The sequence below is a fragment of the Nostoc punctiforme PCC 73102 genome, from assembly GCF_000020025.1.
GTDB lineage: Bacteria > Cyanobacteriota > Cyanobacteriia > Cyanobacteriales > Nostocaceae > Nostoc > Nostoc punctiforme.
In genome coordinates, this window is record NC_010628.1 from 2,650,619 (window position 1) to 2,667,026 (window position 16,408).

Here is a 16,408-nt window from a genome sequence, read left to right on the forward strand (position 1 = left end):
ATTAACAATTTACTATCTTGAGTCTTGCTCTGACTTAATTAAATGCCTGAATTACATATGGATAGATTGCCCAGCGTCGATAAGGAGAATACTGCCATTGATGCGTTTAACTTCTTCTCGCAGAAGATAGGAAACCATGTCAGCGACATCTTCGGGCATACAAAGTTTGTTACCGAGTGAAATAGATTCCCAATAAGGAATTAGCTTCTCGCTATCAGGCCATTTATTGATTAGTTCACCGTACACGGGGCCAGAACTAATACAGTTAACTTGGATATTATACGGCTCGAATTCCATAGCAAGATATCGCGTTAATGCCTCTACCGCAGCTTTAACAGTAGCCATACAGCCAAAATAAGGAATGTAACGATGAGCCGCATTTGTAGAAAGAGTAATAATTTTTCCACCTCCTTGCTTCTTCATCAATTTGGCAGCACGTAACGCTCCCTGGTGAAGTCCAATTACATTCGTGTGAAATGCTTTATCTAAATGTTCTACTTTAATCTCTTCTAAGGGAGCAAGCATTCCATTAGAAGCATTGCTAATAAAAAAGTCAAGCCTGCCAAATTCAGCCTCAATTTTGTCAAAAAGTTGATGAAGCTGTGTTTCATTAGCCACAGATCCCCAAATATGAATAGCCTTACCACCATTGGCTATAATCTCAGCCGCAGTTTCTTCTCCGCTAGCAGTGGAATGAAAAGAATTAACAATAACAGTCGCACCCAACTCTGCTAAATGCTGGGCAATAACTTTACCTAAACCTCTTCCAGATCCTGTGATTAAGGCAATTTTGTGAGCTAATGGTTTGTTACTTTCTTGATATAGCGATGATGTCAATGATTTTACCTGTTCATTACCATCAGATAAGGGTAATTGTGCAGTTTTTCTATTGCCATTAACTTCGGGTAAAGATAATTCAACTTTCACAGGAAAATCGTTGCTGACAATAAACTGGCTAATGGCAACAGCAACATCAGAGATAGTGCGTAGTTGTTGCTGAGGAATATTTAACTGAGTTAGCGGTGGTAATTTGTAGTGTTCTCTGAGAACAGAAAATACTTCTCCGAGTTTGACAGAATCAATTCCTAAATCTTCTTCTAAAGAAGCCTGTGCTTCTAAAATTTCCAGTGGATAACGAGTAACTTCAGCAAAGACACGTTGCACGTTAGCCAATACAGATGTGAAATCGGAAGTAACAGGTGATGGGATTGGCTCTAACTGATGATTAGGAATTGATGATGGTTCAATCTTTTCAGGTACAACAAACTGGCTAATGGCAACAGCAACATCAGAGATAGTGCGTAGTTGTTGCTGAGGAATATTCAGCTGAGTTAGCGGTGGTAATTTGTAGTGTTCTCTGAGAACAGAAAATACTTCTCCGAGTTTGACAGAATCAATTCCTAAATCTTCTTCTAAAGAAGCCTGTGTTTCTAAAATTTCTAGTGGATAACGAGTAACTTCAGCAAAGACACGTTGCACGTTAGTCAATACAGATGTTAGCTCAGAGGTAGTAGCTGATGATGGAATATTTTGTAGAAACACGATAATTCTCCTATTAGTTGAAGGAATTTATTTATGGGGTGAGGTATTGAATTAACTGTCCAAGTTCCTCATTACTACAGATGCGGCTATATAGATAAAATTCACCGACCTGGGTTAAAAACCCTTAATTTTATTTGTGTAGTAGCGAATTATCTTCGCGTAATACTTTCAAAACATTCTCTAAGTGAGTATTCAATTCAAAAGCCACGATGCTCAAGATAAGATTTGCCATAATGCTAAATGCAGCGTAGGGTGCAAATGTAGATTTGGCATAACTAAACTGAAGTTTTAAAATGTGCAATTGAGAATTAAATCCTATCTTTGGCAGATGTTTTGAGACAGTAAATAAAGACGTATCAATCTTGATCTCTAAGTTAGCGAAATCGCAAATATTATTTATTGGCGATATACCTGTTTTCAGGTATGACTCTTTGAGCGTCCATAGAAGTGTATATAGCTGAGAAATGCTTAATTCATCTTTTATTTGCTGCTGCACCCATAATGTTTCCTGTTTCGAGAAATAAGATTCGTAAAAATTTGGGCAGTGAGAAATAGGCTCCTCCAAATCTAAGCCGACTGGCCCAGAAGAACTCAGACTGGCGATCGCCAAACCGCCAGCATGAGAAATAGAAAGATACATTGCCGAAAGAATATTGCCTTGCCAAAATAATTGTGGCGCTCCTTTTAAGCTAGGGTTAGACGGCAATATTTCAATAGAGCGATACACAATTGGCAAAACTGTAGCAATATCATTGCATCCCAACTTTTGGATGGTTGGCGGCCAAACAGAGTTGGAGTTTGCCAAGTGAGTATTACTCAGATAGCGGCTGAATAATAATTTGCAGACAAGTCTGGCTGTAAACCACTCATAACGCCGCCTGGGATGCTTAAATTGATGAAAATAAGCCAGTTCTTTTGCAGATAAATAGTCTTTAGCATGGACAGCCAGCTCGCCACCGATATCAATGTGCATGGCAGCAATTGTAGGAAGGCATTGAGCGAATTCAGGTAAGTGAGTGGTTGATGGTGGCATGAGTGAGGTTTTTTACACAGGCATTATTTTGATTCCAGGTTTGATTTTTATAGCCGAGCCAGTTGTGTACTTTTTTGCAAACCGATCGCTTCTTCCATCAAAACCAAAACGCGATCGTTCGCATCCATCACTTGCAGCCAATCACAATAAAGGGTATCCCCAGTTTTTTGAGAGTTAGAACCAACAAGAAATAACTCTTGATGCAGTTGATTGAGTTTCCAATCATTCAAATCAGGTGTCAGAGTAATTTTTTTCCATCCTTGAGGTACAAAAACTGCTCTAGGATCGTTACTGTCCCCGCTACTGGTTGCTACTCGCAACATGGCATCAATTAAAATTGCGGGTGTACAAAAATCAGATGTTAAACGTAGTTGAGTTGTATTTTTTAATCGAAACTTAGCCCGTCTGCGATTAGATCCAATCACAATATTGTTAATACAATCAAACATACCTTTGAGCCTCACTGGAGAGTTAGGGTTCATATACGGCTCTTGAATCGTCTCTCCCTCAAACCCGTTCCAGGTTTCATAACGACCTACTATCGCTTGAGTATTTGCAGCTAGCCGTATATCCATTTCACAATGAACGCAATCTTTTTGTAGTAAAGTGCCGTTTTTGTGAATAAAATCTGATAGTAACTTCACGTGGATGACAGTTTCATGATTTTTTTCTGTAACAATAGTTGCCTGGGTTTTGAGTAATATTTCTTGCTCGTTGAAAAATTTAATAAATCTCGAAAATTTACTATTTTCAATGGCGATTAGTTGCAGATTGGGTCGCAGTGCTTGTGCAGCCTGTGCTGCTAACTCTTGTTCAAATGTTGCTGGCATGGTCGGAACATCATTTACAAGATGGTCTAATAGATAGGGAGCAGTTTTAATGCTCACATACCACTGCCGTTCATCGCTAAATTTTTTAGTATTTGCAATATGTTCTCGGGGAGTAATTAAAATATTTTCCTCTGTTTTATTAGCTAGCTTGTTTTCAAGTTTTGCTAAACCTGGAGATAGATTATTTTGTGCTGTAACTACATCAATTTGATAGTAATTTTTCTCACCCTCAGTTAATAGCACATTGATAGGTGCAGTAGCTTGTCCATTCAGCAGCAGAGAGAAAAGTTGTTGTCCTTCTTCAGCCTGGATTGCATGAAGTCCTCGTTCTTGAGACAGCACAGCATATTCCGAACCACGGGTCATACCAATACCTGCCCAACCCAGCCAAGCGATAGTTGACCAACTACCAGTGAGTAGAGAACTATCCATATAGGCTGCAAAGCGATTCATAAATTCATTAGCAGCCCCATAGTCTGGTTGACCATCGTTACCAATGTAGCTGAATGCAGAAGTCAATAAATGGAAGTGAACTTTATTATTTGGAGCATATTGATGGCAGGCATTGTACAGATTTTTCAAACCAGATAATTTTGTAGCAATAATCCGTTGAAATTCAGTAAATGTACGCTTGGGCAAGAGTTTAGATGTTTGAATGCCAGCTCCATGAACCACGAGGTCAATTCGTCCATAAGTTTTGACTACTTTTGCTACTACCTGATTTACAGCTTCCACATCAGTGATATTGACGTTGACATATTCAAATCGACCGGGCAATGCTGACAGATGTTTGAGGGTATGGTGAAGTTCGCGGGCAGCTTGATAATACTCTATCTGGGCTTTGAGTGCTGGCATTTTTTGCGATCGCTCGCGGTGCAATTGTTCTTGATAAAATCGACTCTCATACTGGGCAAAGTCAGCTTCATCTAGTTCTAAAACCTCGGCGGGCACAGATTTGAGGTCAGTACGACCCAGTAACACAACGGTGCAGCCAAAGCGTTGCAGTACTTCTTCCATCAAAACTGCTGTTACACCCCGTCCACCACCTGTAGTAATGACAACAGAATTCTGGTTGAGAACAGGAGTGTGGTCTTTGGTCACTTCCGCTAGAGACACCAGCTGGAAAATTTGGCGATCGCCATTCATGTAAGATACTTCTACTGGCTTACCTGGTTGACTATTTAACTCTGTATCTAACTGTTGCCAAGCATCTTTAATACTTGCTGCACCAGTATTAATACTCTTGCAAATACATTTTGGTAGTTCTCGAGCAACTGATTTGATAAAACCAGCTAGCAGACCAGTGTAGGGGCTAAGTTGTCCGGTTTTCCAGGCGTTCAGGCACAGTGTCGCTAGGGCACTATCTCCAGTTTGTAGCTGGGGGTAAGAGTGACGGACAACCGCAAACAGTAAGTTGAGCAAGGAATCTGAGTCATCTATTGAGATTAATTGCTCGTCGCTGATGGCATTGAGGTTTTTAATCGCCACAATCGTGTCGTAACGACTAAAATCTAGTTTTTGAACTGTAGCTTTGATGGCATCTTCAGATGTTAGATCGATTTGGATAGCATCTGCAATCGCTTTGTTGGCTGGACAGGCAACTATATAGTTCAAATCCTTTAGCATCTGAGTTTGAGCTAATGCTGTCCACAACTCAGGCTGGTCTGTTAAGAAGAGAATTTGCCTTTTTTCTAGGGGACGCGGCACAGCGATTTTTTCTACAGTAGCCGGAAACAGAGAGGGTGTATAAAAATGGGTGGGCGTTTGATGTAAGGACTGAGAATTAATATCCTGTGTCCCTATATATTTTTCGTTTGCAGTTTCTTGAGGAGCAGGGAAAGGCGAGAAAGTTATTTGTCCTTGGCTTGCGGATTTCCACTCAACTGCAACTACCTCACGGCTTTGACTAACACGCTCTACAGCTCGTGCAATTTCCACCACTCCAGTAGCTCCATAGAAATCTATGGGAATATTTGAACCCGCTACTTCAACGATAGATTCCTGAATTCCTGATGTATTGACATCCAAGGTAGATAAGATAGGGAATCCGTGGGACTGTGCAATTTCAATTGTGGTCAGTGCTAAGATACAGGCTGCTTCTCCTGTAGGCATGTCCTTACCTGAAGTATGTGCCCCATGACCAACATAGCCATTAATGCTGCCAGCTAAAATTAGGTCGCAGTCGTGACTCATCAGCATCAACTCTGCGATACGTAAGGTTTCTAGTAAGGAATCAATACCTGCATCGATGACTATGTTAGGCCCGTTGAAATTAAACAGGTTGCACACTTGACCAGCAGTAATATTAGGCATTGAACCAATCAAGGTATATGGAGACGAGGGAGAATTAGCTTGCTGGATGGCAGTAAATAGCTTTTGGCAAAGACGCTCAAAATCAATATCTGATTGTGAGAAATGTCCAGGTTTGGACTGTAAAAGCCTCCGCAGCCGGTCTAGAAACAGACGCTCGTTGACGGTAATGCCTCGCCCAGTTTTTCCAGGCATCCCAATTACAACTCCAGTTCTACTTTGGAGAGCTAATGCTTTTTCTCCCAGACCTCGGAGTGCTTTTTCAGTTGCCATTACACTGAGGTACTGACTGGCATCCATACGATCTGTGACATCAGGTAATAGCCGTCGCTTGACTGGCAATTGCAGTGTCTCTCGGGCAAACTGCTTGACTTGAATATCTGGAACTGAATTTTCTTGCAGTCCGTTTAAGGATGGAAATAAAGTACCAATTCCTACTAACGCTAGCGGTCTACGTAGAGAATGAGTATTCGGTCTTTGAGAAAACTGCCGATGGTAACTAGGATCGTAAGCTTCAATAATTAAGTTGGCGTTAGTACCTCCAAAACCAAAGCCATTTACTGCTGCACGGCGGGGTTGTCCGGCTATGTTATTCGGCCAAGGCAATGGTGTTGTCGGAATGGATAAACAAGAACCTTGAAGTTCAATATCTTTATTGGGTGATTTGTAGTTATACTGACGTGGAATAGTTTGGGCTTTTAAAGCTTGGCAAACTTTAATAATAGAAGCTGTTCCGGCTACCCAGCCAGTATGACCAATCAAAGCTTTGACACTACCCAAATAAATTGGCGGTAAATTTGCTTCTCGTTTGTCGAACACTTCAGACAGCGACTTAAACTCTGTACCATCGCCAACTGGTGTAGCGGTTGCATGGGCTTCAATGTACTGAATCGTATTCGGATTTATCTGGGCGTTCTCACAAGCTCGCTGACATGCTAATACTTGACCAACTTTAGTAGGTACATTCACAGCAGCACTCTTACCATCACTTGATGTCCCAACACCCCGGATGATGCCGTGGATGCGATCTCCAGCAGCGATCGCATCAGGTAAGCGTTTGAGTGCTAGAATAGCTGCTCCTTCGCTGAAAACTACTCCATCTGCGGTAGCATCGAAGGGGCGGCTACCTGTGGCAGAAAGACCTTTGAACTGAGCAAATAGACAGTTCATCGCTACTCCCGGTGCGAATACACCCCCCGAAAGTACTAGGTCGCTTTCATGGTTTTGTAGTAGTTTGATGCCGATGTCAACGGTGTAAAGGGAAGAAGCACAGGCAGCATCTAAGAGTAAGGTTTTTACACCATCGCCTAAGAATTTCTGGACTACGCGCTTGTAACATAGGTCAGGTGCGAGAAATTCGTGTTCTCCACTTTTTCGTCCTAGCAAGGTTTGTAGGGAATTGCTAAAAGTGGTACGCAACTGCTCTGGTTCGTCTAGTTTCTCAACGAAATACTTTAAGCTTTCAGCAAACAGAGCTTCATCGTACTCTTTGATGCCGTCAGCTGTGGAGCCAAGGAGACAATGCACTTTTTTGGTAGCAGATACTTGCTGATGAATGGGATTGAGACACTGAGCTAATGCTTTAGCAAGTAGTTGCTGACCTCTTGTTAAGTTGTTGAATTCTTCGAGACTGTACGGTATACCTTTTTCATATTCCACCTGATTGATTCTGCCACTGAGTAAAGTGTAGGTTTTCTCAGGAATTACAGATCCATCAGACATAAAATCTGGTACTAAGGAAGGATCGATGAGGCCTAAATCAACAATGCCGGTGACTCCATCTTGAATATTTCGCCAGTATGCTTGTGGACTATCAGCTCCAGGTAGCAAGCAACCCATAGAAACAATAGCAATGGGAACGTTAGTGCCATTCGTGTCTGAGTCAGATGATAATGCTGCCGAGCTAAAAGCCGTTACTTCTTCAGGCTCGATTTCCCATTTCCCATACTCAAAAGCTTCATCCACAACGGGATGGAGTTTTTCATTATTTTCTGGTGTAGGCTGCGGATGAGATAGCTGCCCAGAATATGTCTGTACAATGTGTTGCAGTCCTTCAATTATATTGCGATCGTCAGACATCACAGACTGGGCGATCGCTTCTGGTTCAGATGGCAAGTTCTTTTGCACTAACTTTGTCAAGACTCTGCTTGCACCGCACTCGATAAACGAATGGACGCCTTGTTGCTGGAGTATTTTTACAGCTTGAGAGAAGTTAACAACTTGGATGAAATGTGCAGCTAGAGTTTGAGGAAAATCAGTATTTGCAGTGTAAAAAGCTTTATTTATTGGTGAATATACTGGGATTTTTGGCGCTTGGAACGAGAACTGCTGTAAACTTGAGCAAAAAGATGCAACAGCTGGAGCTAACAAAGCTGAGTGGAAAGGATATCGGCTTTTGAGAAAAGTGCAAGAAATGCCCAGGGGAACTAGCTCAGATTCAACCTGCTGGAGTTCTGTATAAAGTCCAGACAAAACAATTTGCTGTGGATGGTTGATAACCGCTACTGTTAAAGCAGTTTTTTTGATGGCGCTAAAAAGTTCCGTCAACCGTTGGGCACCGCAGGCGATCGCCATCATACCACCAATATTGCTGGCAAAATTACGTAAAACTTGTATCCGTTGGCATACAATTTCGACGCTTGTCTCAAAGTCAAAAACACCGCCAATGGTCAAGGCGGTTAATTCTCCAAAGCTATGGCCGACCAAAATATCTGGGTGCAGTCCTTGCTCAATCAAAAGTTCGGCAATGATGATATTTGTCAATAAAATGCCTATTTGATCGAGGTCTGGACATTGTTGCAGCAAAAACTGATGTTCGTCATTGGACTGAGCTTGGATCAATGTTAAAAAGGAATAACCCAAATAACGTTGAGTTAATTCATCAGCCTTAGTAAAGAGTGACTTTTTAGCAGGATAGTTCTGATAGAGAGTTTGTAAAGTCTGGTAATCATAAGCTCCCTGACCGGGGAATGTGAAGACTATTTTATTTTGAGCTAAAGGATTTACTTTTGTAATATTGACTTTATCTAATGTTAAAAAATAAGTATCTACAATCTGCACTCCCGAAGGATCGTTAGCTAGATTTCGACTGGTTATGAGTTTACCTAATTCACAAACTTCTGGTGTGAAAATCTTCTTAATTTCCTTTCCACCTGCTACTACTTTTTCTGCAAACGGCGGATCTAACAACCGCTCAATTAGACCGAAGTTTTGCAACACATAATCAACTAGTACAGGCGGAATAGGAATCAGTTCACCTGTGATTCTGGAAGTGAATACAAGCACCTGATATCCACAACAAACAGGTGTTCCGTCTTCACGAATTACCCGAAAACACAATCGAGTAGTAGACCTTGTTGGCTCATCAAAAGTTAGAAGAATAACTACACGCTCACCCAGTCCTACAGGTGCCATATTCCGGCTATATCCTTGCTGGGTTAGAATGACAACATCTTGAAAAGTTTCTTTATTAAACAGTCCGCCGAAAAAGAAGTGCTCCCGTGCGATACACTGAAATCGGAAGTTAGTCAGATAATGATGGGAACCATAGGCCATTGTGTCTTCAAAATGAATCTGATACGGAACAGCTATGTAGCTCATGCCTAACTCCTTTTAAAGCTTTACCGATCAAAGATATAAACAAGTATTTGAGAACTAGCAGTTTTGTTCAACATCATCATTAGTCAAAAGAAGGGTTACTATACCCATCTTGATTTCTAAATTCACTTTGGCTAAACAATATCATCATTTTCCAAAGAAATAGATGAGGCAATGTCTATGACAAAATACCTGGCATAGCACTAAGAAAAACTTGCACGGCAGAAATTGAAATTATAGTAAACTTGGATATATTAATAGCTTTATTGCTTAGCTAATCACATCAGGGATTATATGGAACTTATGAATATTTGAATTTTAGCCTAAGTATGTAAATATTTATTGATATAATCCTTAATAAATATTTACATATTTTACAGAATAATTATTTTCTGCATCCAAATAAGGGACTTCTAAAGAATAATTTATCCAATAAGTAGGGGCACGGTACCGATCAAATGTCTGTTTCACCAAAAATCTGCTGTTGAGAAAAGTTAATCTCTGCAGTGATTTGGTCAAATAATTCTTCTGGTGATACAATACCTCTGCCAAATTACGAGGATCCAACGCCCGTAGAAATGGGATGAATACGACCTAAAGCAGTAAGCTTGGCAAAAATCTGGGTTAATAAAATAGGCTCAGGCATTTCAGGAAGCATTTTTAAAATTTCATGGACATATCGAAGAATTAAAAGAGAGGATTAGAAAAATTTTTAACAAGCGCTTTTTCCGAGTTTGTGAGAAATCCGGGCTCCTGACTTTTCATGGCATGTGGAAAAGGTTATTTTGATGGTTTCCCAAGCCCTTTATCTTAACCTCTCACCGATGCAACTGTTGTCATGGATAATTTCAGTTCTCACAAAGTCACAGGTATAAAGGAAGCCATTGAAGCCGTTGGGATAAGACTGGTGTACTTATCTCCTTATTCTCCTGATTTTTCACCGATTGAAAACTGTTGGTCAAAGGTGAAAGAGTTTTTGCGTAGGCGTAACCCGCCGCAGGCATCGCTTGCTGCTAGAACATATCTTGAGTTAGACGAGGCCATTACAAATGCTCTGAATGCAGTAACTAAAAAAGACATTATTGGATGGTTTACCCACTGCTGTTACTGTATTGCACCCAACTGAGAACCGCCATAATTGCTGATGTACTGCTATTGGTATCTAAGCATTTAGATATTCTCAGCATCAAAGCGAAAATGCAAAGAAAGTTAAGGTAGTTAAGAAAGTTAGCAAAAAATTATTTTAAACTGAAAATAGATTATAGCTAAATACTTGATATCAAATAGCTATTAACTGCTCTTTTTGAAAACGCGGAACTAAAATTTTCTCGAATTTGATCCTGTACTACTGCGATGCCTATGGCGGGCTGCGCCTACGCAGTACTTGATATTGAGTGAGTGCCTTACTATTGCTCTATCAAGCAATTGTCGATAGCTGTTTTGCAAAATAGGCCTGGTAGAGTCCGTAGCGGGGTAAGATGCGATCGCCCTCAAAGCGAATTAATCCCAAACCTTCAAGCTTATAAGTGTCAATAGGATTAAGAGAAATACTTTGCGTTGCTGCCAGAATTTCAGCATAAGCCTTTGCCAATCTAGGATTTTCTTGCAGTTTGATCAACTGTCGCCATAAATGATCGCGGTAGATGCCACCATTGGCGATCGCATCCTCTACTATTTCTTGCAGGGTCATTTCGTGAGACCTAAGATAGTACAAACTAATCTGAATTAGTGCTGGATGTCCTCCTACTAGTGACATTAGTTGGGCAAAATCTTTAGCTTTAAACGAGTCTAAACTATACCGCCTAGCTAAATCTTCTACTTGTGGTTGAGTAAAATCGTTCAGACGAATAGGTAGACCAATATTAAAAGGAGAGAGGTTAATATCCATAGAGATATAGTCTTCGGTTGAGTAAACCATTACTAACCTCAGCTTTTGCCAGTTGGGATTGTGTCGTGCTTCCTCACACCATGACCTCAACAAAGCAAAAAACTCTTGACAAATGTGAGGATATTCAAAAAAACGGTCAATTTCATTCAACACTAAAACCACTGGGCTTTGACATTGCTCGAGCAAATAGTTTTCTAAATAGAAGCCGCTACTCAAGTTGTAGCCAATTTCTTCATTCCACTTTTCCTTGAGGTTGGGGTCAATACCTAATTGAGTTGCAATTTTCCAGCAAAGACGACGCAACAGTTTATTTAAATCAGTTAGACACTCACTATCGAATTGGTAGCAATTCAGATTCACAGTCTGATATCCAAGTTTCTGTGCAAAGGCACAAAGCCGCAACACAAGAGAACTTTTACCCATCTGTTTGGGGGATTTAATCCGAATCACGCAGCCACTAGTAGTTACTTCTCGATAAACCTTTCTCTCTAGTGGAGGACGTTCAATATAAAAGTGAGAATCTAAAGGTACGGGGCCATCCGGGTATGACCAAAGATTTTCTATCTGTTCAGTTTGTGTATGATGTTCTTCGACAAATGAGGTTAATTCGGAACGTTGAGATAAATCTTCTTCTATATTTGTAATAGACAATAACTCAGATGTTTCAGTCTCATTTGCTTTGTTGACTATGGTGTAGTCTTGGCTATGTAATTCTATATTAAAAGCGCTAAAGCAGAGTTTTATAGTTTTTTGATCTACACTTTCACTTAAAGACCATAATTTACTCAAAGTTCTAGTAGAAACATTAACGCGCGAACTTATTTCTTCTAAACTCAAGTGTTCGCCTTTATTTTCTACTATCTCCACAGAAAGAATTGCTGATTGTAACCGTTTAATTCCTGTAGAAGTTAGTACAACTCCACGTTTGCGTTTAGTTTTATACATTGCTGTTCCAGGTATTTATTATCAATGAGTGTCACAAGAAATAATTTTTTCTATTTCATACTGAAACTGGAATTTAACGTAGCAATTTTTGATACACTCTCATTTTATTTTTTCTTAAAATCCATAGGAACTCTAATGAACTAAGTTACATTATATTAGCTTGATAGTAAACACTGACATCAATTATGTATTTCTCCTACTTTTCCCACTTTTCCTACTTTTTCACTCGGTGTTTTGATGGTAGTCTTGCAAAAACTCTTTGAAGAAATGAAGTCCTAGTATTTACCTGAATTTGTACAAATATGATTAAATAATGTAATATTTTTAGCTTGTATAATTTATGACTTTTTGTTGGGTGTAGCAAAAATATTATCGCTTTAGTAGAACTCTAAATACTAAGTATTGATAGTTGTGGAACTACTTGTAATCAAGACTTGGTTGAAAAATTGGCAGAAATTATGCACCAGCAAAGTCCAAAGATATACGACTAAATAGTGTATAATTTAGTACTATTTGATAATTTTTTATTAGACAAGCAATGCAGAACTTGCCTAACAGATGTATTCTGATTACTAGCTTCTACCAAGAAAAGGGAAGATTTTCTAACTGTCTTGATACCCATTGAGGAGTGAAAACACTCCGGTAAATCGGATTTTTAACTCTCAGATAGCCGTTATAATTTCCTACTAAACCAGATAGAAACAGTTGCGTTTGTTCTTCACTATTATCGGCTGGTATCAAGTTCTCTATCGGGTTCCTATTCCTTAGTTCCTCTACTTGTAACACCCGTTGATAAATGTTTAATAACTTTCCTGCTTTGTGTTCGTCAAAAAGTAAGCGATCTCTTATGGTACGGAGATGTTCAGGTTCATCTTGGAATTCCCAATGTTGAATAATGCGCGATCGCACCAATTGTTCTACCCAATATCCTTCAGTACCCTTCGGTATGGTAATCGTTCCTTTATAACTTTCTAAGGCAACTTGCACAACTAACTGACAAAGCTTTTGCGTGAGAAACGGCTGTCCTCTTGTCCAATGAATAATATACGCCAATATTGCCTGTGGCTGGCTGACTACTTTTTCTAAACCTTCAACTAAGGTCATAACTTCATGTAATTGAAAGTCACATAATTTAATTGCTTGACCAATGTTAAAGGGAGTTCGATGTCGACCAACAATTAGGTTAGATGGACTGGCTACACCAAACAAAGCAAAACCCAAGCGTTGAAAACTTGGTTTATATGCTTGCTGCTCATAACAGTAACTAATCCAGATCAAAAAATCGTTGGCCGGAAAATTCAAACTTAGCAAGCTATTAATATTATCGATAAAGATGAAAATGCGATTATTTTGAACTTCTCTCAGCAACACCTGTTCAACAAATTGATATAGTCGTTGTACAGGATCAAGCTCTGATTGTTGCTCCCACCAACTTTTAAAGTTGACCTGTTTTGTCAGATTTAACTTGTGAAACAGGCTGAAAATAATGCCTTTATACCATTGTATAGGTGTAATTTGATTAGTACCTAATAGAGCTAAATTCAGATAAACACATATATAATTTTCTTTTTCTAAGAGATGAATAGTCCGGTGTAGTAGAGATGATTTACCTGTTTGGTGGCAGTTGAAGACATAACAAAAATCTCCTGTTTTTAATCCAGTATAAAGTTGTTCGTCTGCTTGACGGACAATATATGTAGAGTCATCATATTTAAGGCTACCACCGACTTGATATCTCATAGTCAAGTCAATTCCCATAAATAGGGATACTTGTACTTTTATAACCAATACTATATTTAAACACAAAAATATTCTGATATAATTTCACTATTATACTCATTATTTTTACTGCAAGTTAAGTTTGAATTGTCTCGTCTTTACTTGAATTCTCTCATGGCGATCGCCCTGTTTCACCACTCTCAGGGAATAGTTTGTTTCTAACTCTTATGCTATCTGCCGAGCTTTCTATTTATTCCACTTACTTCTTTTTCATTGGGCTGTTGAATTGAAATTTGATAAATCTAGGTTGAGATTTTTAGCGATGGCGTAACCGCCCAGCATAGCTGCTCGCAACATATAATTCCTCACTCAACTTGTCTTGGTTAGTAAATAACCTGAGTTCGGGATAAATAGATGGACATAAATAAAGTGAAGACAGGGCAGGTGAGATACCTATGCCACAAGAGGCTAATTGTTTTATGTAAGATGGGCATTATACCTGCCATAGCCAGTAAAAGGGTATTTTATATTTAATTAAGTCCATCTACTTATTGGCAATGCAAACAAGACTGCAAGTCAACATAGTTCATAATTTTTCACAGCAGACGTGTAGTAGAAAATAACAGCTAAATTATTCTATAAAAAAAGCAAATTTTTTGAGAAAAATTATATATTTTTAGATAACTAAAAAGCAATCACTCAAGAGATAGTGCCAAACTTAATCACTATATTATTTACAGACTTATCTTCTCTTAGCTAAAAATAAAAATCAAGGAAAGTTAAGACATTTAAGTAAATTATTGAAATAGTTAAGACAGGAATACTGATCGGTTAAGGGAAAAAGTAGGCTCAAACCCTTGATATATCCTTGTCTATAATTCCCAAAGAGCTTAAACGAGCAGTATTAATTAAGCCAGTTAATAAAAAAATAAGTAAGTTGCGTTTTGAACTAAAAAATTATTAAAGTAATGACGCAACCATTATAAATCAAGAAAACGCGATTATTACGTAGTAATAAAAAGCCTGAATTTACTCAAATTTATAACTGGTCTTAAAATTTCCTTTTTGACATTTTGCTTTAGTAACTATTACACTTTTTAATCCATGAAGTGTTTTTAAAATTGAATCTATCGACCACAGGCTCATCGCTATCACCAGACAAACTAAGCACACCAAAGCTTGAGGTCTCCCAATAAATATGGTAGATGGTTCAACCCTGTTGACCACAATTTTTGTGCTAGTAGATGATTGGTATCAGCAAAAAGGCTATCGTTATATACCGTTATTATCAAGACCATCACCAAGATTTACAGATAGTGAGATGTTGACGCTGTTAGTGGCAATAGATTTTTCCCATACCCAGGAGAACAGCAGTTTTTAGGGTTTGTCAGAGTAAACAAATGCGAGCCTATTCCCGAAATTACCAGACCAAAGCCAATTCTAGCGTTGAGCCAGACGCATGGAGGGAATGCTCGAAGAACTAAGACATTTTTGGGTTCGAGACTTAGGGGTAATATTTGAGCGCACTTTTTTGTTAGATACAAAACCAGTAGCAGTAGTTGGCTACAAACGCGGCAAAGTCCAAAGTGATTTTACTGCCAGTGCTGATTATGGGTGGTGTGCCAGTCGAAAAATGAAGCGTTTAGGCATTGATGTCCTTATTTTTGAACAACATCCTGTGGCTTAATTCACATAAAGCGTATATTTTAAATATCTATGTTCTTAACTTTCTTAACTTTCCTAAATTTCTTAAATTTCTTAACTGTTCTCTTAAATATCTTCTTAAATGTCTTAACTGGTCTTGCATCTTATTTAAAAAACTGGGATTATCTATTTGAATATATCTACTGAATGATTAAAAATAAATTATGATGTTGTTTACAAATTAATAATTTTAATTAATAGTAGGATTGTAGTTTTAGCATACAACGATGTGCCTGACTGCGGTGTAGGTCAAACAACACCCCTGCGACATCAAAGGTAAGATAACACTTGAAATAGAACAATATGAAAAATAGCTTGTCTTCTACCTCGCCTTTCTGCCTCCTCCCAGGGAACGTTTCCGTAGCTTTTTTCTAGATGAGGCGATGCCTACGGTGGCAAGCTACGCCTCCTGATTGAGTATAATTTCAAATGTAAAAGTTTATCAAATGCCTTGTGGTTTAGCCCAGTAAATGCCCTCAGTAGGCGGTCAACTTTTATTACCCGATTGTTATCTAGCATTTTCCTGTTTCATTCCAGTCGATAATACTTCACTTTATCTTAATTAATCGACAAGTCTATTAAGGCTATTCATAAAGAACGTAGCAAAACCAAATCTGTTCAAGTTCTCCTCAAATAAATTAAAAGTTTACCGATTACAGAGGAGCAAAAAATCAAACTTAAAAAATGAACTTAGCCCAAAAAATTTTACCGATAACCAAGATATTTAAATTTCAAAAAAGTTTAAGTTTTTAATAAATAATTTTGATGTCTATTTGTTAGTTAATATCAACTCACTTTGAGCATAATTATATTTAGCTAATTTCACTATCATAAAAACGA

General features: G+C 38.7%; 6 protein-coding genes and 2 pseudogenes. 2 read left to right on the forward strand and 6 right to left on the reverse strand.

Annotated features, from left to right (window positions below; translation table 11 throughout):
- Positions 1 to 51 precede the first annotated feature (51 nt).
- The 3 genes from NPUN_RS10935 to NPUN_RS10945 all read right to left on the reverse strand — a co-directional run bounded on the left by NPUN_RS10935 (position 52) and on the right by NPUN_RS10945 (position 9,315).
- A complete protein-coding gene (locus NPUN_RS10935) occupies positions 52 to 1,542 on the reverse strand; it encodes an SDR family oxidoreductase (protein ID WP_012408778.1) in 1,491 nt (496 codons plus the stop codon).
- Between the two features lie 130 nt (positions 1,543 to 1,672).
- A complete protein-coding gene (locus NPUN_RS10940) occupies positions 1,673 to 2,575 on the reverse strand; it encodes a 4'-phosphopantetheinyl transferase family protein (RefSeq protein WP_012408779.1) in 903 nt (300 codons plus the stop codon).
- Positions 2,576 to 2,622: 47 nt separating this feature from the next.
- Entirely contained in the window at positions 2,623 to 9,315 is a 6,693-nt protein-coding gene (locus tag NPUN_RS10945; protein WP_012408780.1) for a type I polyketide synthase, read from the reverse strand.
- A gap of 820 nt (positions 9,316 to 10,135) precedes the next feature.
- Here NPUN_RS10945 and NPUN_RS44745 point away from each other — a divergent pair.
- Positions 10,136 to 10,297: pseudogene (locus tag NPUN_RS44745) on the forward strand (transposase); the annotation flags it as partial.
- 432 nt (positions 10,298 to 10,729) lie between these two features.
- Here NPUN_RS44745 and NPUN_RS10955 read toward each other — a convergent pair.
- Both NPUN_RS10955 and NPUN_RS10960 read right to left on the reverse strand, forming a co-directional pair.
- Positions 10,730 to 12,145 carry an AAA-like domain-containing protein gene (locus tag NPUN_RS10955; protein WP_012408781.1) on the reverse strand — a complete coding sequence of 472 codons (1,416 nt, stop codon included), beginning with the start codon at positions 12,143 to 12,145 and terminating at the stop codon, positions 10,730 to 10,732.
- Between the two features lie 579 nt (positions 12,146 to 12,724).
- The gene (locus NPUN_RS10960; protein WP_012408782.1) at positions 12,725 to 13,885 is read right to left on the reverse strand and encodes an AAA-like domain-containing protein; all 1,161 of its coding nucleotides are present in this window, start codon (positions 13,883 to 13,885) and stop codon (positions 12,725 to 12,727) included.
- Between the two features lie 1,177 nt (positions 13,886 to 15,062).
- Between NPUN_RS10960 and NPUN_RS44750 the strand changes: the two are divergent.
- A pseudogene (locus NPUN_RS44750) lies at positions 15,063 to 15,527 on the forward strand (IS982 family transposase); the annotation flags it as partial.
- Positions 15,528 to 15,762: 235 nt separating this feature from the next.
- On the opposite strand, the gene NPUN_RS44755 reads toward NPUN_RS44750, so the two are convergent.
- On the reverse strand, positions 15,763 to 15,870 hold the full coding sequence (locus tag NPUN_RS44755; RefSeq protein ID WP_202947536.1) for a transposase family protein: 108 nt from the start codon (positions 15,868 to 15,870) through the stop codon (positions 15,763 to 15,765).
- Positions 15,871 to 16,408 lie beyond the last annotated feature (538 nt).